12 protein-coding genes are annotated in these 14,433 nt (G+C 70.3%); 7 read left to right on the top strand and 5 right to left on the bottom strand.

The window, feature by feature from the left end:
* Positions 1–24: 24 nt before the first annotated feature.
* Positions 25–2,913, top strand: a complete 2,889-nt coding sequence (gene leuS / locus ACWGIC_RS23135; protein ID WP_452078021.1) for a leucine--tRNA ligase — start codon at positions 25–27, stop codon at positions 2,911–2,913.
* A gap of 150 nt (positions 2,914–3,063) precedes the next feature.
* Positions 3,064–3,801 carry an SDR family NAD(P)-dependent oxidoreductase gene (locus ACWGIC_RS23130; protein WP_452078020.1) on the top strand — a complete coding sequence of 246 codons (738 nt, stop codon included), beginning with the start codon at positions 3,064–3,066 and terminating at the stop codon, positions 3,799–3,801.
* Here the strand turns inward: ACWGIC_RS23130 and ACWGIC_RS23125 are convergent.
* Positions 3,798–4,535 carry a TetR/AcrR family transcriptional regulator gene (locus tag ACWGIC_RS23125; RefSeq protein WP_452078019.1) on the bottom strand — a complete coding sequence of 246 codons (738 nt, stop codon included), beginning with the start codon at positions 4,533–4,535 and terminating at the stop codon, positions 3,798–3,800. The two genes, ACWGIC_RS23130 and ACWGIC_RS23125, sit on opposite strands and share 4 nt — an antisense overlap.
* A gap of 342 nt (positions 4,536–4,877) precedes the next feature.
* Between ACWGIC_RS23125 and ACWGIC_RS23120 the strand changes: the two genes are divergently transcribed.
* The 3 genes from ACWGIC_RS23120 to ptsP all read left to right on the top strand — a co-directional run bounded on the left by ACWGIC_RS23120 (position 4,878) and on the right by ptsP (position 8,177).
* Positions 4,878–5,750: a ribokinase gene (locus tag ACWGIC_RS23120; RefSeq protein WP_452078018.1), complete on the top strand. Its 873-nt coding sequence runs from the start codon at positions 4,878–4,880 to the stop codon at positions 5,748–5,750.
* A gap of 452 nt (positions 5,751–6,202) precedes the next feature.
* Positions 6,203–6,508 (top strand): hypothetical protein, encoded by a 306-nt coding sequence (locus ACWGIC_RS23115; RefSeq protein WP_452078017.1) that lies wholly within the window; start codon positions 6,203–6,205, stop codon positions 6,506–6,508.
* Complete coding sequence (gene ptsP, locus ACWGIC_RS23110; protein WP_452078016.1) at positions 6,501–8,177, top strand: phosphoenolpyruvate--protein phosphotransferase; 1,677 nt, start codon at positions 6,501–6,503, stop codon at positions 8,175–8,177. Before ACWGIC_RS23115 ends, ptsP begins: the two co-directional genes overlap by 8 nt.
* A 55-nt stretch (positions 8,178–8,232) precedes the next feature.
* On the opposite strand, the gene ACWGIC_RS23105 is transcribed toward ptsP, so the two are convergent.
* Positions 8,233–8,895 (bottom strand): DUF1707 SHOCT-like domain-containing protein, encoded by a 663-nt coding sequence (locus ACWGIC_RS23105; protein ID WP_452078015.1) that lies wholly within the window; start codon positions 8,893–8,895, stop codon positions 8,233–8,235.
* Positions 8,896–8,967: 72 nt separating this feature from the next.
* On the opposite strand from ACWGIC_RS23105, the gene ACWGIC_RS23100 reads away from it, so the two are divergent.
* On the top strand, positions 8,968–10,026 hold the full coding sequence (locus tag ACWGIC_RS23100) for a hypothetical protein (protein ID WP_452078014.1): 1,059 nt from the start codon (positions 8,968–8,970) through the stop codon (positions 10,024–10,026).
* 2 nt (positions 10,027–10,028) lie between these two features.
* Here ACWGIC_RS23100 and ACWGIC_RS23095 read toward each other — a convergent pair whose 3' ends face one another.
* Genes ACWGIC_RS23095 through ACWGIC_RS23085 form a run of 3 tightly spaced genes read right to left on the bottom strand, consistent with a single transcriptional unit; the run spans position 10,029 to position 13,035 of the window.
* Entirely contained in the window at positions 10,029–10,685 is a 657-nt protein-coding gene (locus tag ACWGIC_RS23095; RefSeq protein ID WP_452078013.1) for a response regulator, read from the bottom strand.
* Positions 10,682–11,818 carry a MacS family sensor histidine kinase gene (gene macS / locus ACWGIC_RS23090; protein WP_452078012.1) on the bottom strand — a complete coding sequence of 379 codons (1,137 nt, stop codon included), beginning with the start codon at positions 11,816–11,818 and terminating at the stop codon, positions 10,682–10,684. Before macS ends, ACWGIC_RS23095 begins: the two co-directional genes overlap by 4 nt.
* Positions 11,815–13,035 (bottom strand): AI-2E family transporter, encoded by a 1,221-nt coding sequence (locus tag ACWGIC_RS23085; RefSeq protein ID WP_452078011.1) that lies wholly within the window; start codon positions 13,033–13,035, stop codon positions 11,815–11,817. Before ACWGIC_RS23085 ends, macS begins: the two co-directional genes overlap by 4 nt.
* 297 nt (positions 13,036–13,332) lie before the next feature.
* Here ACWGIC_RS23085 and ACWGIC_RS23080 point away from each other — a divergent pair, with 297 nt between their 5' ends.
* Positions 13,333–14,370: a hypothetical protein gene (locus ACWGIC_RS23080; protein WP_452078010.1), complete on the top strand. Its 1,038-nt coding sequence runs from the start codon at positions 13,333–13,335 to the stop codon at positions 14,368–14,370.
* The last annotated feature ends 63 nt before the right edge of the window (positions 14,371–14,433 follow it).

Below are 14,433 nucleotides of genomic sequence, written 5' to 3'. Positions count from 1 at the left end.
GGCTCGACACGGAGGAAGACGGCGATGACAGGGTCTGACGAGGCCACCGGGGCCGCGGCGAAGAGTGCCGCGGACGCTGAGCACGCCCCGCCGTTCCGCTACACCGCGGAGCTGGCCGGGCAGATCGAGCAGCGCTGGCAGGACCACTGGTCCGACCACGGCACCTACCACGCGCCGAACCCGGTCGGCCCGCTCGCGGAAGCGGGCGAGCCGGTGCCCTCGGACAAGCTGTTCGTGCAGGACATGTTCCCGTACCCGTCCGGTTCCGGCCTGCACGTCGGGCACCCGCTGGGCTACATCGGCACCGACGTCTACGCGCGGTATCACCGGATGATCGGCCGGAACGTGCTGCACACGCTGGGTTACGATGCGTTCGGCCTGCCCGCCGAGCAGTACGCGGTGCAGACCGGCACGCATCCGCGCACCACGACCGAACAGAACATCGCCACGATGCGCCGCCAGCTGAAGCGGCTGGGGCTGGGCCACGACGAGCGCCGGTCGATCGAGACGATCGACCCGGAGTACTACAAGTGGACCCAGTGGATCTTCCTGCAGATCTTCAACTCCTACTACGACGAGGACGCCCGCAAGGCGCGTCCGATCGACGAGCTGGAGAAGGCGTACGCCGCGGGTGAGCGCACGACGCCGGACGGCCGTCCGTGGGCCGAGCTGAGCCGCGTCGAGCAGCGCAAGATCATCGACGACCACCGGCTGGTCTACATCTCCGAGGCTCCGGTGAACTGGGCCCCCGGCCTGGGCACCGTCGTGGCGAACGAGGAGGTGACCGCGGACGGCCGCAGCGACCGCGGCAACTTCCCGGTGTTCCGCAAGAGCCTGCGCCAGTGGATGATGCGGATCACCGCGTACGCCGACCGCCTGGTCGACGACCTGGACCTGCTGGACTGGCCGGAGAAGGTCAAGTCCATGCAGCGCAACTGGGTCGGCCGCTCGCAGGGCGCCCGCGTCTCGTTCGCTGCGGGAGACGAGAAGATCGAGGTCTTCACGACCCGTCCGGACACCCTGTTCGGCGCCACCTACATGGTGATTGCTCCGGAACATCCGCTGGTGGAGAAGCTGACCGCGGCGGAGTGGCCGGGTGAGCACCCGGAAAGCTGGACCGGTGGCGCGAAGACGCCCGCCGAAGCCGTGGCCGCCTACCGGGCCGCCGCCTCCCGCAAGTCCGATCTGGACCGGCAGGAGAACAAGGAGAAGACCGGCGTCTTCACCGGCACCTACGCGGTGAACCCGGTCAACGGCAAGGAAATCCCGGTCTTCGTCGGCGACTACGTGCTGATGGGCTACGGCACCGGCGCGATCATGGCGGTGCCCGCCCAAGACCAGCGCGACTACGACTTCGCGAAGAAGTTCGAGCTGGAGATCGTCCGCACGGTCGACCCGGGCGAGGGCTTCGAGGGCGAGGCGTTCACCGGCGACGGGCCGGCGATCAACTCGGCCAACGACACCGTCGACCTGAACGGCATGGGCGTCGCGGACGCCAAGAAGACGATCATCGCCTGGCTGGAGGACCGCGGCGCGGGCGAGGGCACCGTGCAGTACAAGCTGCGCGACTGGCTGTTCGCCCGCCAGCGCTACTGGGGCGAGCCGTTCCCGATCGTCTACGACGAGAACAACCAGCCGATCGCGCTGCCCGAGGACCAGCTGCCGGTCGTGCTGCCGGAGGTCGACGACTACTCGCCGAAGACCTTCGACCCGGACGACGCCGACTCCGAGCCGTCGCCGCCGCTGTCGCGCGCGAAGGACTGGGTCGAGGTCACCTTGGACCTGGGCGACGGGCCGAAGAAGTACCGCCGCGACACCAATGTCATGCCGCAGTGGGCCGGTTCCTGCTGGTACCAGCTGCGCTACGTCGACCCGGCGAGCCAGGACGTGTTCTGCGCGCCGGAGAACGAGGCGTACTGGCTGGGCCCTCGCCCGGCCGAGCACGGCGTGGACGACCCGGGCGGCGTCGACCTGTACGTCGGCGGCGTCGAGCACGCGGTGCTGCACCTGCTGTACTCGCGCTTCTGGCACAAGGTGCTGTACGACTTGGGCCACGTCTCCTCGAAGGAGCCCTACCGCCGCCTGTTCAACCAGGGCTATATCGAGGCGTTCGCCTACACCGACAAGCGCGGTGTGTACGTGCCTGCTGAGGAAGTCGTCGAGCGCGACGGCAAGTTCTTCTTCGGTGACGAAGAGGTCAAGCAGGAATACGGCAAGATGGGCAAGAGCCTGAAGAACGCCGTGACGCCGGACGAAATGTCGGACAACTACGGCGCGGACACCTTCCGCGTGTACGAGATGTCGATGGGTCCGCTGGACATGTCGCGGCCGTGGGCGACCAAGGACGTCGTCGGCGCGCACCGGTTCCTGCAGCGGCTGTGGCGGCTGGTGGTCGACGAGCAGACCGGCGAACTGCGGGTTTCCGCCGACGAGGCGACCGAGGCGGACCGGAAACTGTTGCACCGCACCATCGCCGGGGTCCGCGAGGACTACGCGGAGATGCGGTTCAACACCGCGGGCGCGAAGCTGATCGAGCTGAACAACCACCTGACCAAGGTGTACGGCTCGACCGCGGCGACCCCGCGCGAGCTGGCCGAACCGCTGGTGCTGCTGCTGGCTCCGCTGGCCCCGCACGTCGCCGAGGAGCTGTGGCACCGGATGGGCCACGCCGATTCGCTGGTGCACGGGCCGTTCCCGGTCGTGGACGAGAAGTACCTGGTCGAGGACTCGGTCGAGTACCCGATCCAGGTCAACGGCAAGGTCCGTTCGCGGATCACCGTGGCCGCGGACGCGAAGAACGACGCGGTGCAGGCGGCGGCGCTGGCCGACGAGAAGATCGCCGCGCTGGTCGGCGACAAGACGCCGCGCAAGGTGATCGTGGTGCCGGGCCGTCTGGTCAACATCGTGCTCTGAGCCTTCAGCGAAAAACCGGCCCGGGATCTCTCCCGGGCCGGTTTTTTGCTGCCGGAGAGCCCTCGGATCGTCACGACCGAAAGACGCCAGCTTCGTCCGCCTTCCGCCGCTTGTATTGGGGGACAAGGGAAACACACTGGAAGGACGGACATGAACCTCGACGGCAAAGTGGCGCTGGTGACTGGCGGCAGCCGCGGAATCGGTGCGGCGACGGCCACGCGGCTCGCCGAGGCTGGGGCGGATGTGGTGCTCACCTACGCGGTGAACGCCGAGCAGGCAGCGGAGGTTGTCGACCGGATCAAGGCGCTCGGGCGGCGCGCGCTCGCGGTCCGCGCGGACAACGCGGACGCAGCGGCGGTGGAGGCCGCGGTGGAAGCGGCGGTCGCCGAGTTCGGGCGGCTGGACGTGCTGGTCAACAACGCGGGCGTGGGTTTTGTCGGACCGTTGCAGCAGACTGGCATGGACGACGTCGACCGCGTGCTCGCGGTGAACGTGCGCGGGGTGCTGGCCGCGACCAAGGCGGCGGCCGCGCATCTCGGCGAAGGCGGCCGGGTGATCACGATCGGCAGCTGCGTCACCGATCGCGTGCCGGGGCCGGGAATGGTGCTGTACGCGGTCAGCAAGTCCGCGATGGTCGGGCTGACCAAGGCGCTGGCCCGCGAACTGGCTCCGAACGGCGTGACGGTGAACCTGGTGCACCCGGGACCCACCGACACCGAAATGAACCCGGCGGACGGCCCGTACGCCGCGGACCAGGCGTCCATGACCGCGGCGGGCCGGTACGGCAATCCGGCGGAGGTCGCGGACGCGGTGGCCTTCCTGGCGTCGCCGGACAGCGCGTACATCACCGCCGCGACCCTCTCGGTCGACGGCGGGCACGCGGCCTAACCGGAGTAGAGGCCGACGTCGCGGGCGAGGTCGGTGAGCATGGCCTCGAACAGCACGTCCGGTTTGGACACCGGGATCGGGTAGTTGCCGAACACCTCGAGGGTCACGTGGCCGTAGAGCCGCGCCCAGAAGGTGATCATCAGGTAGGTGAGCCCGAGGTCCAGCTTCTCCGGCGGGATTTCCCGCCCGGACTCCTTGAGCACCGTGAGCAGATCCTGCTGGAACGCGGTGAGGTCGTCGCGGAGTTCGGGCGGGACCACGTCGTTCGGCGGCATGACCAGGTCGTGCTGGGCGAGCACGTGGCCGGCCGCGGCGAGGAAGATCCGGCCGAACGGCTCGTCGAGCCTGCGCAGCGCGCTGCCGGTCGCGGTGCCGGTGGCCCCGGTCGGCGACGCGAACACCAGGGTGAATTCCTTGGTGTGGGTCAGTGCCCAGCGGCGGAAGCCTTTGCAGATCTGGAACAGCTGCAGCAGGCCTTCGTCCTTGAGTTCCGCGATGTCCTCGGCGATCTCGGCGGCGAGGTCGGTGCAGACGTCCAGGCGGAGGTTCTCCAGCAGGTCGTCGCGGGATTCGTAGTAACGGTAGAGAGCCGGTGCGGTGATCCCCAGCTCCCGGGCGATGGCCCGCAGCGTCACGGCTTCCGGGCCCTGGCCTACCAGCAGGTTTCGCGCGGTCCGGCGGATGTCGGATTCGGTAGCCGCTCGCGCGCGACCCCTGCGTGTGGGGCTGCTCATCTGGGCAGTCTAGGTGGTCTGGACACCTATTTCGGCACTTGGCGCGAGAACCGGGGCGCCGCCGACGCCGATCACTCGGGGGGCTACGTGATCGGCGCCGGCGACCCGATGCCCTCTCCGGTGCGCTTCCGGTCGGGGCAACGTCATCGGCTCGAGGCCAGTGACGCTCGAAGAAGAGCGAAGCCCGTCTCAGAAGTGACGCCCGGGGGATACGGATCCCCCGATCGAGTGACGGGCTGACGCTGTTCCGCCTGATTGTCGCACTGAGCGCCGCGAAAGTTACAAACGCTTTCACTTTCGGGCACAGATGGCGGAAAGGACGGGCCGTGGCAGAGTGGCGGCATGAGTGCTGCGGTGCTGGTGGTCGGGTCCGCGAATGCCGATTTGGTGGTGCCGGTCGACCGTCGCCCCGGCGGCGGCGAGACGGTGCTGGGCGGCGACACCGCGTTGTCCCCCGGCGGCAAGGGTGCGAATACCGCGGTCGCGGCGGGAAAACTCGGCGCGGACGTCGCGCTGCTCGGTGCGGTCGGCGACGACGCCTACGGTCAAATGCTGCGGGATTCGCTGTCAAATGCGGGGGTTGATACGCAATTCGTGCGGACAGTCGATCGGCCTACCGGAATCGCCTACATCACCGTGACTCCGGACGGGGAAAATTCCATCCTCGTCTCCCCCGGTGCGAACTCCGCGCTGGAACCCGGCGACGTCACCGACGAGGCGCTGGACGGCGTTCGCGTGCTGGTCGCTTCGCTGGAGGTGCCGCTGCCGACGATCGAACGCGCGGTGGTGCGGGCGCACGGCAACGGCGCGCGGGTGCTGCTGAACCTCTCCCCGGCGGCCGAGGTGTCGCGGGAAACGCTGGCCGCGCTGGACGTCCTGCTGGTCAACGAGCACGAGGCCGCCTACCTGCTCGGTTCGGAGGACGCTGATCCGCGCGAGCTGCTCGACCTCGGACCCCGCGCGGCGGTGGTCACGCTCGGGGCCAAGGGCGCGGCGGTGATCGAGGGTGATAAGTCGACAACCGTCGAGTCGCCCAAGGTGGAAGCGGTCGACACCACGGGCGCGGGCGACGCGTTCGCCGGCGCGCTGGCCGCGGCCCTCGCCGACGGTGCTGAGCTGGTCGAAGCCGCCGAACGGGCGGTGAAGGTGGCCGCCGTGACCGTGACCCGCCACGGTGCTCAACCGTCGTATCCGACGGCCGCCGAGCTGGAATGAGTCACGTCCGGGTCGTGTTGTGGACCACGTGGGCGATTCGTTCCGTTCAGCGTGGTGGCAGGGGTACGCGACCCGGTTGCGGATGGCCGCTGCGGCGCGGCGGCGTGATCCGCTGGAGTTGATGTCGCTCGACGAGACGCTCGCCGCGTTGGGCAGAACAGCGGAAACCTACGAGGGGTTGCGCTCGGTCCCGGTCGAGGGCGTGGTGGGGTCACTCGCGCGTGCCGAGGATTTCGACCGGCTCTTCCGGCCTCGCAATCGCGCCCTGCGGGACCGTTGGCAGGCGATCGCCGGCGCCGTCGGGGAGCTCCCGCCGGTGCGGCTCGTGCGGCTGGGCGACATGTACTTCGTGGAGGACGGACACCACCGGATCGCGCTGGCCAGGGCGCGCGGAGCCGAGACGGTCGTAGCCGACGTCCGGTCCGACCGCTCCGGCGATGCGCTGCCTGACGATGGCGGATCTGCCGTCGAAGAAGGCCGAACGGATGTTTCTGGAGCGGGTCCCGCTCGCCGACGCCGATCGCACCGACCTGTGGCTGGACGACCCGGCCGACTGGTTCCGGCTCGCGGACTCGGCGGAGGCCTGGGGTTTCCGGCAGACTTTGCGGGGCCGGGTCCTGCGCGACCGCGCGGAACTGGCCAGCGCTTGGTGGCACGAGGAGGTGCGTCCGGTGGTCGAACGGGTACGAAATCGGGAAACGGACGCGGCGCCGCGAGAGATCGAGGTCTACGTGAGCTATGGTCTAGACCATGTCTGAGAGTGCCGCCGCTCCGGCCGAGTCCGCTGCCGGTTCCTCGCTGACCGGGGTCGCGGTGAGCCCCGGACGCGCGAGCGGACCCGTCGTGCGGGTCGCCGAGCCGCTCGGGGAACCCGCCAGCACGCCAGCGCCGGCCGATCCGGCAGCGGAGGCGGCCCGGATCGAACCCGCCGCGCAGGCGGTCGCCGCGCGGCTCGAAGCGCAGGCCGAGGCCGCGACCGGCGAGGCCGCGACGATCCTCATCACCACGGCCGCGATGGCCGCCGACCCGGCGCTCACCACTCAGGCTCAACAGCTGGTGACGGCGCGGAACCTACCCGCGGCCCGCGCCGTCTACCAGGCCGCCGAAGGTTTCGCGGAAGCACTCGCGGCCGCTGGCGGGTACATGGCCGAGCGGGTCCGCGACGTGCGCGACGTGCGCGACCGGCTTGTCGCCGAACTGCTCGGCGTCGCCCCGCCCGGGGTGCCTGAGCTGACTTCGCCGAGCGTTCTCGTCGCCCGCGACCTCGCGCCTGCCGACACCGCTGGTCTCGACCCGGCGAAGGTGCTCGCGCTGGTCACCGAGGAGGGCGGCCCGACGAGCCACACCGCGATTCTCGCGCGGGCGCTGGGGATTCCGGCGGTCGTCGCGGTGCGCGGGCTGCTGGCGTCCGAGGCGAAGGCGCTGTCGGTCGACGGCGACACCGGCGTGATCGAGGCGGTCGACGCGTCCGCGCCGATCGTCACCGCCGCCGCGTCCGGCCCGGCCGAATGGAACGGCGTCGGCGAACTGTCCGACGGGCACCGGGTGAAGGTGTACGGCAACGTCGGCTCCCCGGCCGACGCGCAGGCCGCCGCGGACGCGGGCGCCGAGGGCGTCGGCCTGTTCCGCACCGAGTTCTGCTACCTCGACGCACCGGCCGAGCCGTCCGTCGAAGAGCAGCGAAAAGCTTATGCCGCAGTGCTTTCGCCGTTCCGCGGCAAGCCGGTCATCGTGCGCACGCTGGACGCGGGCGCGGACAAACCGCTCGCGTTCCTGTCTCCGGACGACGAGCCCAACCCGGCGCTCGGTGTCCGTGGCCTGCGGATCGCTTTCGACCGGCCCGAGGTGCTCGACCGCCAGCTGGAAGCCATCGCGGGCGCGGCGGAGGACTCCGGCGCGGAAGTTTCGGTGATGGCCCCGATGGTCGGCACCGTCGAGGAAGCCGCCTGGTTCGCCGAGCGCGTGCGCGCCGCCGGGATCGCGCGCGCGGGCGTGATGATCGAGATTCCCGCCGCCGCATTGCTGGCGCGGGAAATCCTGGAAGCGGTCGACTTCGTGTCCGTCGGCACCAACGACCTGGCCCAATACACCTTCGCCGCCGACCGCCAGCTCGGCGCGGTCGCGAAGCTGAACGACCCGTGGCAGCCCGGCCTCCTGCGCCTGCTGAAGCTGATCGGCGACGCGGCGGAAGCGACCGGCAAACCGGCGGGCGTGTGCGGCGAGGCCGCGGCCGACCCGCGGCTCGCGCTGGTGCTGGCCGGGCTCGGCCTGACGAGTCTGTCGATGAACGCCCCGGCGGTCCGGGCGGTCGGCGCGAGCCTCGCGACAGTGTCGCGGGAACAGGCGCGGGAGATCGCGGCGGCGGCGCTGGCCACCGCCGATCCGGCCTCGGCGCGCAAGGCGGTCGCGGAGGCGGTCTCCCGGTAAGGGGACGCCGGACCCGGTGAGAGATGGGGTAACCGGATCCGGCGCCGGACGCTGGTCAGCCGAAAATGCCCCGCCGAGGGTGGCGGATGACCAGCGAGCCTCCGTGGATGCGTCCGGTCAGCACGTAGCGCGGGGTGCCCGCGCGGCCGTTGCTGCCGGTCTTGTCGTCGAGCGAGCCGAACTTGATCTCGGTGATCGAGTTGTAGTCCACCGCCGCGTGCTGCGGGATGACCAGTTCGACCGAACCCCATTTCGCGTCGAGTTCGATCTGCACCACCGGGGTGGCGACGCGGGCCTCGGTGAAATCGAGTTTGGTGCTGCCGTACTTGTTGCGCACCACCATCGCGGCCGGGACCTGCCACGGGCCGCTGCGCTGCAGTGACGAGTACTTGGCGTTGAGTTCGAGCCGCTGGCCAAGCCCGTAGTTCGGTGCGTAGCCGGGCGGGTCGGGCAGCGGCGAGTACTGCGGGGCCGCGCCGGGGTGCACCAGCCCGGGCAGGTCGGCGAGGACGGCGTTGAGATCGCCCCGGGTGCGGGCCGCGAGCGCCTGGTCGGTGCGTTCGGTGAACTCGTCGAGGGTGAGCATCCCCTGCCCGATGGCTTTCTGCAGCACCCCGACGACGTGTTCGCGTTCGTCGTCGGACACCCGGATGTCGCGCGCGGTCAACGGCTTGGTCTCGGTCGCGGGCTGCGCGGCGATCGTCTCTTCCTCGGCCATGACATCGATGGTAGAACTCGATTTCCGCTGGCAGATCGGGGAAAAACCCTGAACGGACCCGTACTCCGCGCAATGGTCGCGCTGGCCGCGGCCGGTTGCCTGCTGATCTCCTGCACGAGCGGCGCTCCGGCGCCCGCCCCGGTGAGTTCGGCGCGCCCGACGCCGGCCCCGCCGACCCTGCCTCCGCCGACCGGCATCGAGGGAAACGTCGCCACCGGCGGCATCGGGGTGGAGTTGTTGCTGGCCACGTCCCCGCCGACAGTGTTCGACGCCGACTCGGGCGCGCGCGGAACCCTGCCCGGCGTTCCCGGCGGGCAGCGGGTGGTGTCGGTGGTGCGCGTCGGCCACACCCCGGTCGTGCTGACCGCGCCGACCTGCCAGCAATCCGGTTGTCCTCCGGCCGAGGTGTATGTCTACCTGGGGCTTTCGGCACCGCGGTCGCTCGGCAAAGCGATGAGCGCGGCCCCCGGTGCGGACGGCACCAGCGTGTGGCTGATCCGCGAGGACGGTCCGGACCTCTGCCGGCTGGAACACGTCGCGCTCACCGGTGTCTCGTTCGGCCGGGGCACGGTGGCGTCATGCCGCACGCTCGTCCGGGTGGAGACGTCGCACGGATTGCTGATCACTGTCGGCAACGGGGGCGCGGACACCGTTGACGTCCTGATCGACCCGGCCACCGGGCGCTCCGTGCAGCAGTCGCCGCGCATCCTCGCCGCGGCTGGCGACCGGCTCGTCCTCGGCGGCCTCACCGACCTGACCGTGCTTGACCTGCGCAGCGGTGCGCGGAAACCGGTGACTCTGCCGGTCCCGGAGCCCAATCCGTACGTGCTGCCCAGCCGGGACGGCAGTGTCGCCGCGGTCGATTTCGGCACCCCGTCATTCCCCGGAACCGGCACGCAGACCCGGGACCTGTGGCTGTTGAATCTGAGCGACGGCACCTGGCAGCAAACGCCGTCGATGCCGTATTCGACGGAAAACCTGAAGCACTCCGGCCTGGAGTGGACGGAAGCCGGCGACCTGATCGTGGACGACGGGGTGGTCGCGGCGTGGCATCCGAGCGAACCGGCGTGGCGGCTGGGGAAGGCGAAACTCGCTTCAGCGCAGCAGGCCGCCGGGGTCGCGACCTCCTGACCTCAGTCCTCGTCCAGCCCGTGTTCGATCGCGTACCGCGCCAGCTCGACCCGGTTGTGCAGTTGCAGTTTCCGCAACGTCGACTGCACGTGGTTCTCCACCGTCCGGTGCGACAGCACCAGCCGCTCCGCGATCTGCCGCGCGGTCAGTCCCTTCGCGACCAGCCGGAGCACGTCGGTCTCCCGGTCGGTGAGCCGCGGCGGTTCCGGCACGCCGTCCGGGGCGTCCGCCATCCGCCGGTACTCACCGAGCACTAGGCCCGCCAGCCCGGCGGTGAATACCGGGTCGCCGTCGGCCGTGCGGCGCACCGCGTCCACCAGTTCCGCCGCGGACGCCGATTTCACCAGGTAGCCCGACGCGCCCGCCTTCACCGCTTCCAGCACGTCGTTGTGCTCGCCGCTGGCCGAGAGCACCAGCACGCGCGTGTCCGGCGCCGCCGCGGTGATCTCGCGGGTCGCCTCGACACCCGACGTGCCGCCGAGGTTCAGGTCCATCAGCACCACGTCCGGTCGCACCGTGCGCGCGATCCGGATCGCCGCCGGCGCGTCCGGGGCGGTCGCGGCCACCTCGAACCCGTTCTCGGACAGGTCGCGGGCCACGCCGTCGCGCCAGATCGGGTGGTCGTCGACCACCATCACGGAGATCGTCCGTTCCGTCATCGCCCGTCCCTCATCGTGGCTGGCACCCGCACTTCCCACTCCGTGCCCCGGCCGGGAGCGCTGTCCAGCACCGCGGTCCCGCCGAGGTCTTTCACCCGGCCGCGAATCGACTTCACGACCCCGAGCCTGCCCTCGGCCTCGGCTCGTTCCAGCCTGCCGTTTTCGATCCCCGGCCCGTCGTCGCGGATGCTCACCACGACCTCGCCGCCGAGGTCTTCCAGCAGCACCCAGGCGTGTGCGTCCGGGCCGGCGTGTTTCTCCACGTTAGCCAGTGCTTCCCGGGTGATCGCGACGAGTTCCTCGGTGACGTGCGCGGGCAGGTCCACCGTGCCGGCCGGGGTCGAGACCTGCACCGAGGTGGTCGCCAGCAGCTGCAACGCCGAACGGAGGTCTGCGGTGTCGCCGGACCGCGTCGGCTCGCTGCTCACCAACGCGCGCAACGCGATCTCCTGCTCCCCCGCGAGCCGTGCCAGCTCTGCTGCTTCGCCGCCTACTTCGAGACCGCGCCGCCGTACGCGCGCGAGGACCTGAAGCACGCTGTCGTGAATCGAGCGCGCGAGCCGTTCGCGCTCGGCCGTCGCTGCTTCGGTGCGAAGTGCGCGTGCGAGCGCTTCGGCGGAGCTACGCGCGAGCGTCGCCGCCATGCCGACAAGGAGCCCGCTCGCGCACAACAGCACGCCGTCACGGATGACGTCGATGTCGACGTGCGCGCGTGCGACACCAGTACTTACTGCTATGACGAGGCCCGCTAGTACGCCCCTGCGCGCGCCGAAGCGCGTTGCCACCGCGATCGGCGCTACCGCCGCCCAGACCGTGGTGATCAACGGCGTAGTCGCGTTGTCGAACTGCGCGTCCGACAGGATCCATGGCGACGTGAGCAGGAGCGCTGTGGTGAGTACGAGGTCGAAGATCACCAGCCAGCGGTGCCGTCCGTTCTCGCGCATGTACGCCAGACTCGACACGACAGACCACACGGCCATCACTCCGATGACGACCCACCCCAGCCACGGCCGCTGGAAGCCCGAGTGGTGCGCGATCGCCACTGCCAGCGCGAACAACCACGTGACGACGCGCAGCACCACGACACCGCGCCACAGCGGTGCCACCGGATCTCGGATGGATCGAACGCTCACTTCTCGTCTTCGCCGGAGCCGGCGTCCTTGTCGGTCTTGTCGTCCGTGCCCTCTTCAGGGTCGTCGTTCGGGTTCGCGGCTTGGCTGTGCAGCGCGTCGACCGTCGCCGGATCGGGATCGTGTTCGTGCAGCAGCGACCGGACCCCGGAGTTGAGCACGGCCAGCAGCGGCACCGCGAGCAGCGCGCCCGCGATCCCCGCGGCGACCAGTCCGATGGCGATCGCGAGAACCACCGCGAGCGGATGCAGCCGCACCGCGCGGCCGAGCAGCAGCGGCTGCAGCACGTGGCTTTCCAGCTGCATCACGCCGACCACGATGGCCAGCACGACCACCGCGCCGATGATCCCCTTCGACACGAGCGCGATCAGCACCGCGACGCCGCCGGTGATCAGCGCGCCGATGATCGGGATGAACGCGCCGAGGAACACCAGTGTCGCCAGCGGGATCACCAGCGGCACGCCGACGATCCACAGCCCGATGCCGATGCCGACCGCGTCGACCACGGCCACCGCCGCTGTCGCGCGGATGTAGCTGACCAGCGACGCGAAGCCGCGCCTGCCCGCCACGTCCACCCGCCGGCGCACCCGCTGCGGCACGCCGCGCACCAGGAACGACCAGATGCCGCCGCCCCCGGCGAGGAAGAAGATCGTGACGAAGAGCGTCAGCACGAAGCCGGTGAGGATCTCGCCGACGGTCCCCGCCGTGGTCAGTGCGGTGGTGGTGATCGACGCCTGGTTGTTCTGCAGGAAGCCGATCGCCTGGTTGATGAAGTCCTGGATCTGCTCCTGGCGCAGGTGCAGCGGACCGTTGATCAGCCAGTCCTTGATCTGGTTGAGGCTCGTGGTCAGCTGCTGCTGCAGTTCGGGAAGGCCGCTGGAGAACTGGGTGATCACGAACGTCAGCAGGCCGCCGAGCACGGCGAGCCCGGCCACGAGCACGATCGCCGTGGCCAGCCCGCGCGGGAAGCGGATCTGCACGAGCCGCGACACCGCCGGGGCCAGCAGCGCCGAAAGCAGCAGCGCGATCGACACCGGCACCACGACCGACGCGAGATAGCCCAGCAGCCACACCACCGCGTACAGCGCGGCGATCACCACGATGAACCGCCACGACAGCGCGGCGGATACGCGCAGGCCGCGCGGGATGAAGCCGGTGACGTCGGCGACTGGATCGGAAAGGGACGGTTGTTCGCGTTGTCCGCGCCCTGGCTGGCTCACAGGGTCAACCGTATCGGCCCGGCCGGCGAAAACTGGGCGGATCGCCCAGTGGCCGGTGTGAATCACCGCTTCGCCACGGCCGCGCGAACCGACTCCGGAGTAACCGGCTGTCTTCTCCTGGGATGACCCATCGTGAGGCCCGGCCACACTCTGTGTTGTTCACACGATGGTGGCATCAAGTCGTGTCGAGGATGCGCGGAGGGCAGTGAATTTGGTTGTCTCGGTTTTGCACCACCGCGGAACTGTGCCGTTCCGCCGAAAAACCGAAATCATTTTTCGCCTGAGGAGAAATCACCTGTGACGAACGACGCTGTGCACGAGAGGCGGGGCGCGACGCGCTTCGGCCGTCTCGCGTCGCGTGCGTTGTTCGTCGTCGGCGGCGCGCTCGCGGCCACCGCGGCCGCGTGGGCCGTCTCCTCTTCCGCCGCTTCGGCGGACACGGTCGACGCGAGCGTCACGCCGGTCACCGACGCGACGACCGCGGGGATCAGCGACGTCACCGACGGCGCGTCCCGGTTCGCGGGCGAGGTCACCGGTGCGGTGCAAGGGCTTTCGTCGTGTGGCCAGGGTGCCACCACGTGGTCTGAACCAGGCACGTCGCGGCCCACCTGCTCGCTCGACCGGCTCAGCGGTCCACACCGCGACGACCTCGCCGACGGCCAGGAGGCCGCCGGAAAGGTCAGCGCCGCGGTGAGCGACCTCGGGCAGCAGGCGGTCGTCAAGCCGGTGCAGCGCACGGTCGGCTCGCTCGAGCACATCGCGCGCAAGCCGGAGGACGCCCGCCAGGTGATCGCCGACGCGACCACCCCGCCGCCCGCCGCACAGGATTTCGGCCGGAAGCTGTGGGACCTGCTCGACCCGAGCACTCCCTCGAACCTGGTCGATCTGCCGAAACTGCCGGACGTTCCGGCCCCCGGCTCCGAGCAGCTGCCCGCGCCGGGCACGGGTATTCCCGAGCAGCCCGCCGAGGCGGAGCAAAACCTCGGCGCCGCCGCGATCACCACGTCCGACGCACTGCAGTCGGTCTTCCCGGAAGCGGACGTTCAGTCCACCGCTCCGGTGCAGGGCGCCGAACTGCCGGCGCGGCACCACGGCGACCGTGGTCTGCCCGGTGCCCCGTTCTCCCCGGCGCAGCTTCCGGCCGCGCCGCTCTCCATCCCGAACTCCCCGGCCGGTGGCAACACCGCGCCCGGCGGACACCTCGACGGTTTGCACTTCGGCGTTCCCTCCTGGGTCGCCGCCGCCGTCGACAGCGCTGTTGCGGGTTCGACCCGCACCGGCCTCGCGCACACGCCGCGCACCCCGGGCGAACAGCCCGGCGTCACTCCTGACTGATCCACTTCACCCGCGGGGTCTTTGACGCACCCTCTGCACGCCTTCGCGTGCGGTCGCCGTCAT

This window comes from Amycolatopsis sp. NPDC054798 (assembly GCF_053611505.1).
This window is presented reverse-complemented; position numbering and strand designations above follow the sequence as displayed.

Bases quoted from the DNA above. Each gene is read 5' to 3' on its own strand.
- leuS (WP_452078021.1), top strand. From the start codon at position 25: ATGACAGGGTCTGACGAGGCCACCGGGGCCGCGGCGAAGAGTGCCGCG.
- ACWGIC_RS23130 (WP_452078020.1), top strand. From the start codon at position 3,064: ATGAACCTCGACGGCAAAGTGGCGCTGGTGACTGGCGGCAGCCGCGGA.
- ACWGIC_RS23125 (WP_452078019.1), bottom strand. From the start codon at position 4,535: ATGAGCAGCCCCACACGCAGGGGTCGCGCGCGAGCGGCTACCGAATCC.
- ACWGIC_RS23120 (WP_452078018.1), top strand. From the start codon at position 4,878: ATGAGTGCTGCGGTGCTGGTGGTCGGGTCCGCGAATGCCGATTTGGTG.
- ACWGIC_RS23115 (WP_452078017.1), top strand. From the start codon at position 6,203: ATGGCGGATCTGCCGTCGAAGAAGGCCGAACGGATGTTTCTGGAGCGG.
- ptsP (WP_452078016.1), top strand. From the start codon at position 6,501: ATGTCTGAGAGTGCCGCCGCTCCGGCCGAGTCCGCTGCCGGTTCCTCG.
- ACWGIC_RS23105 (WP_452078015.1), bottom strand. From the start codon at position 8,895: ATGGCCGAGGAAGAGACGATCGCCGCGCAGCCCGCGACCGAGACCAAG.
- ACWGIC_RS23100 (WP_452078014.1), top strand. From the start codon at position 8,968: ATGGTCGCGCTGGCCGCGGCCGGTTGCCTGCTGATCTCCTGCACGAGC.
- ACWGIC_RS23095 (WP_452078013.1), bottom strand. From the start codon at position 10,685: ATGACGGAACGGACGATCTCCGTGATGGTGGTCGACGACCACCCGATC.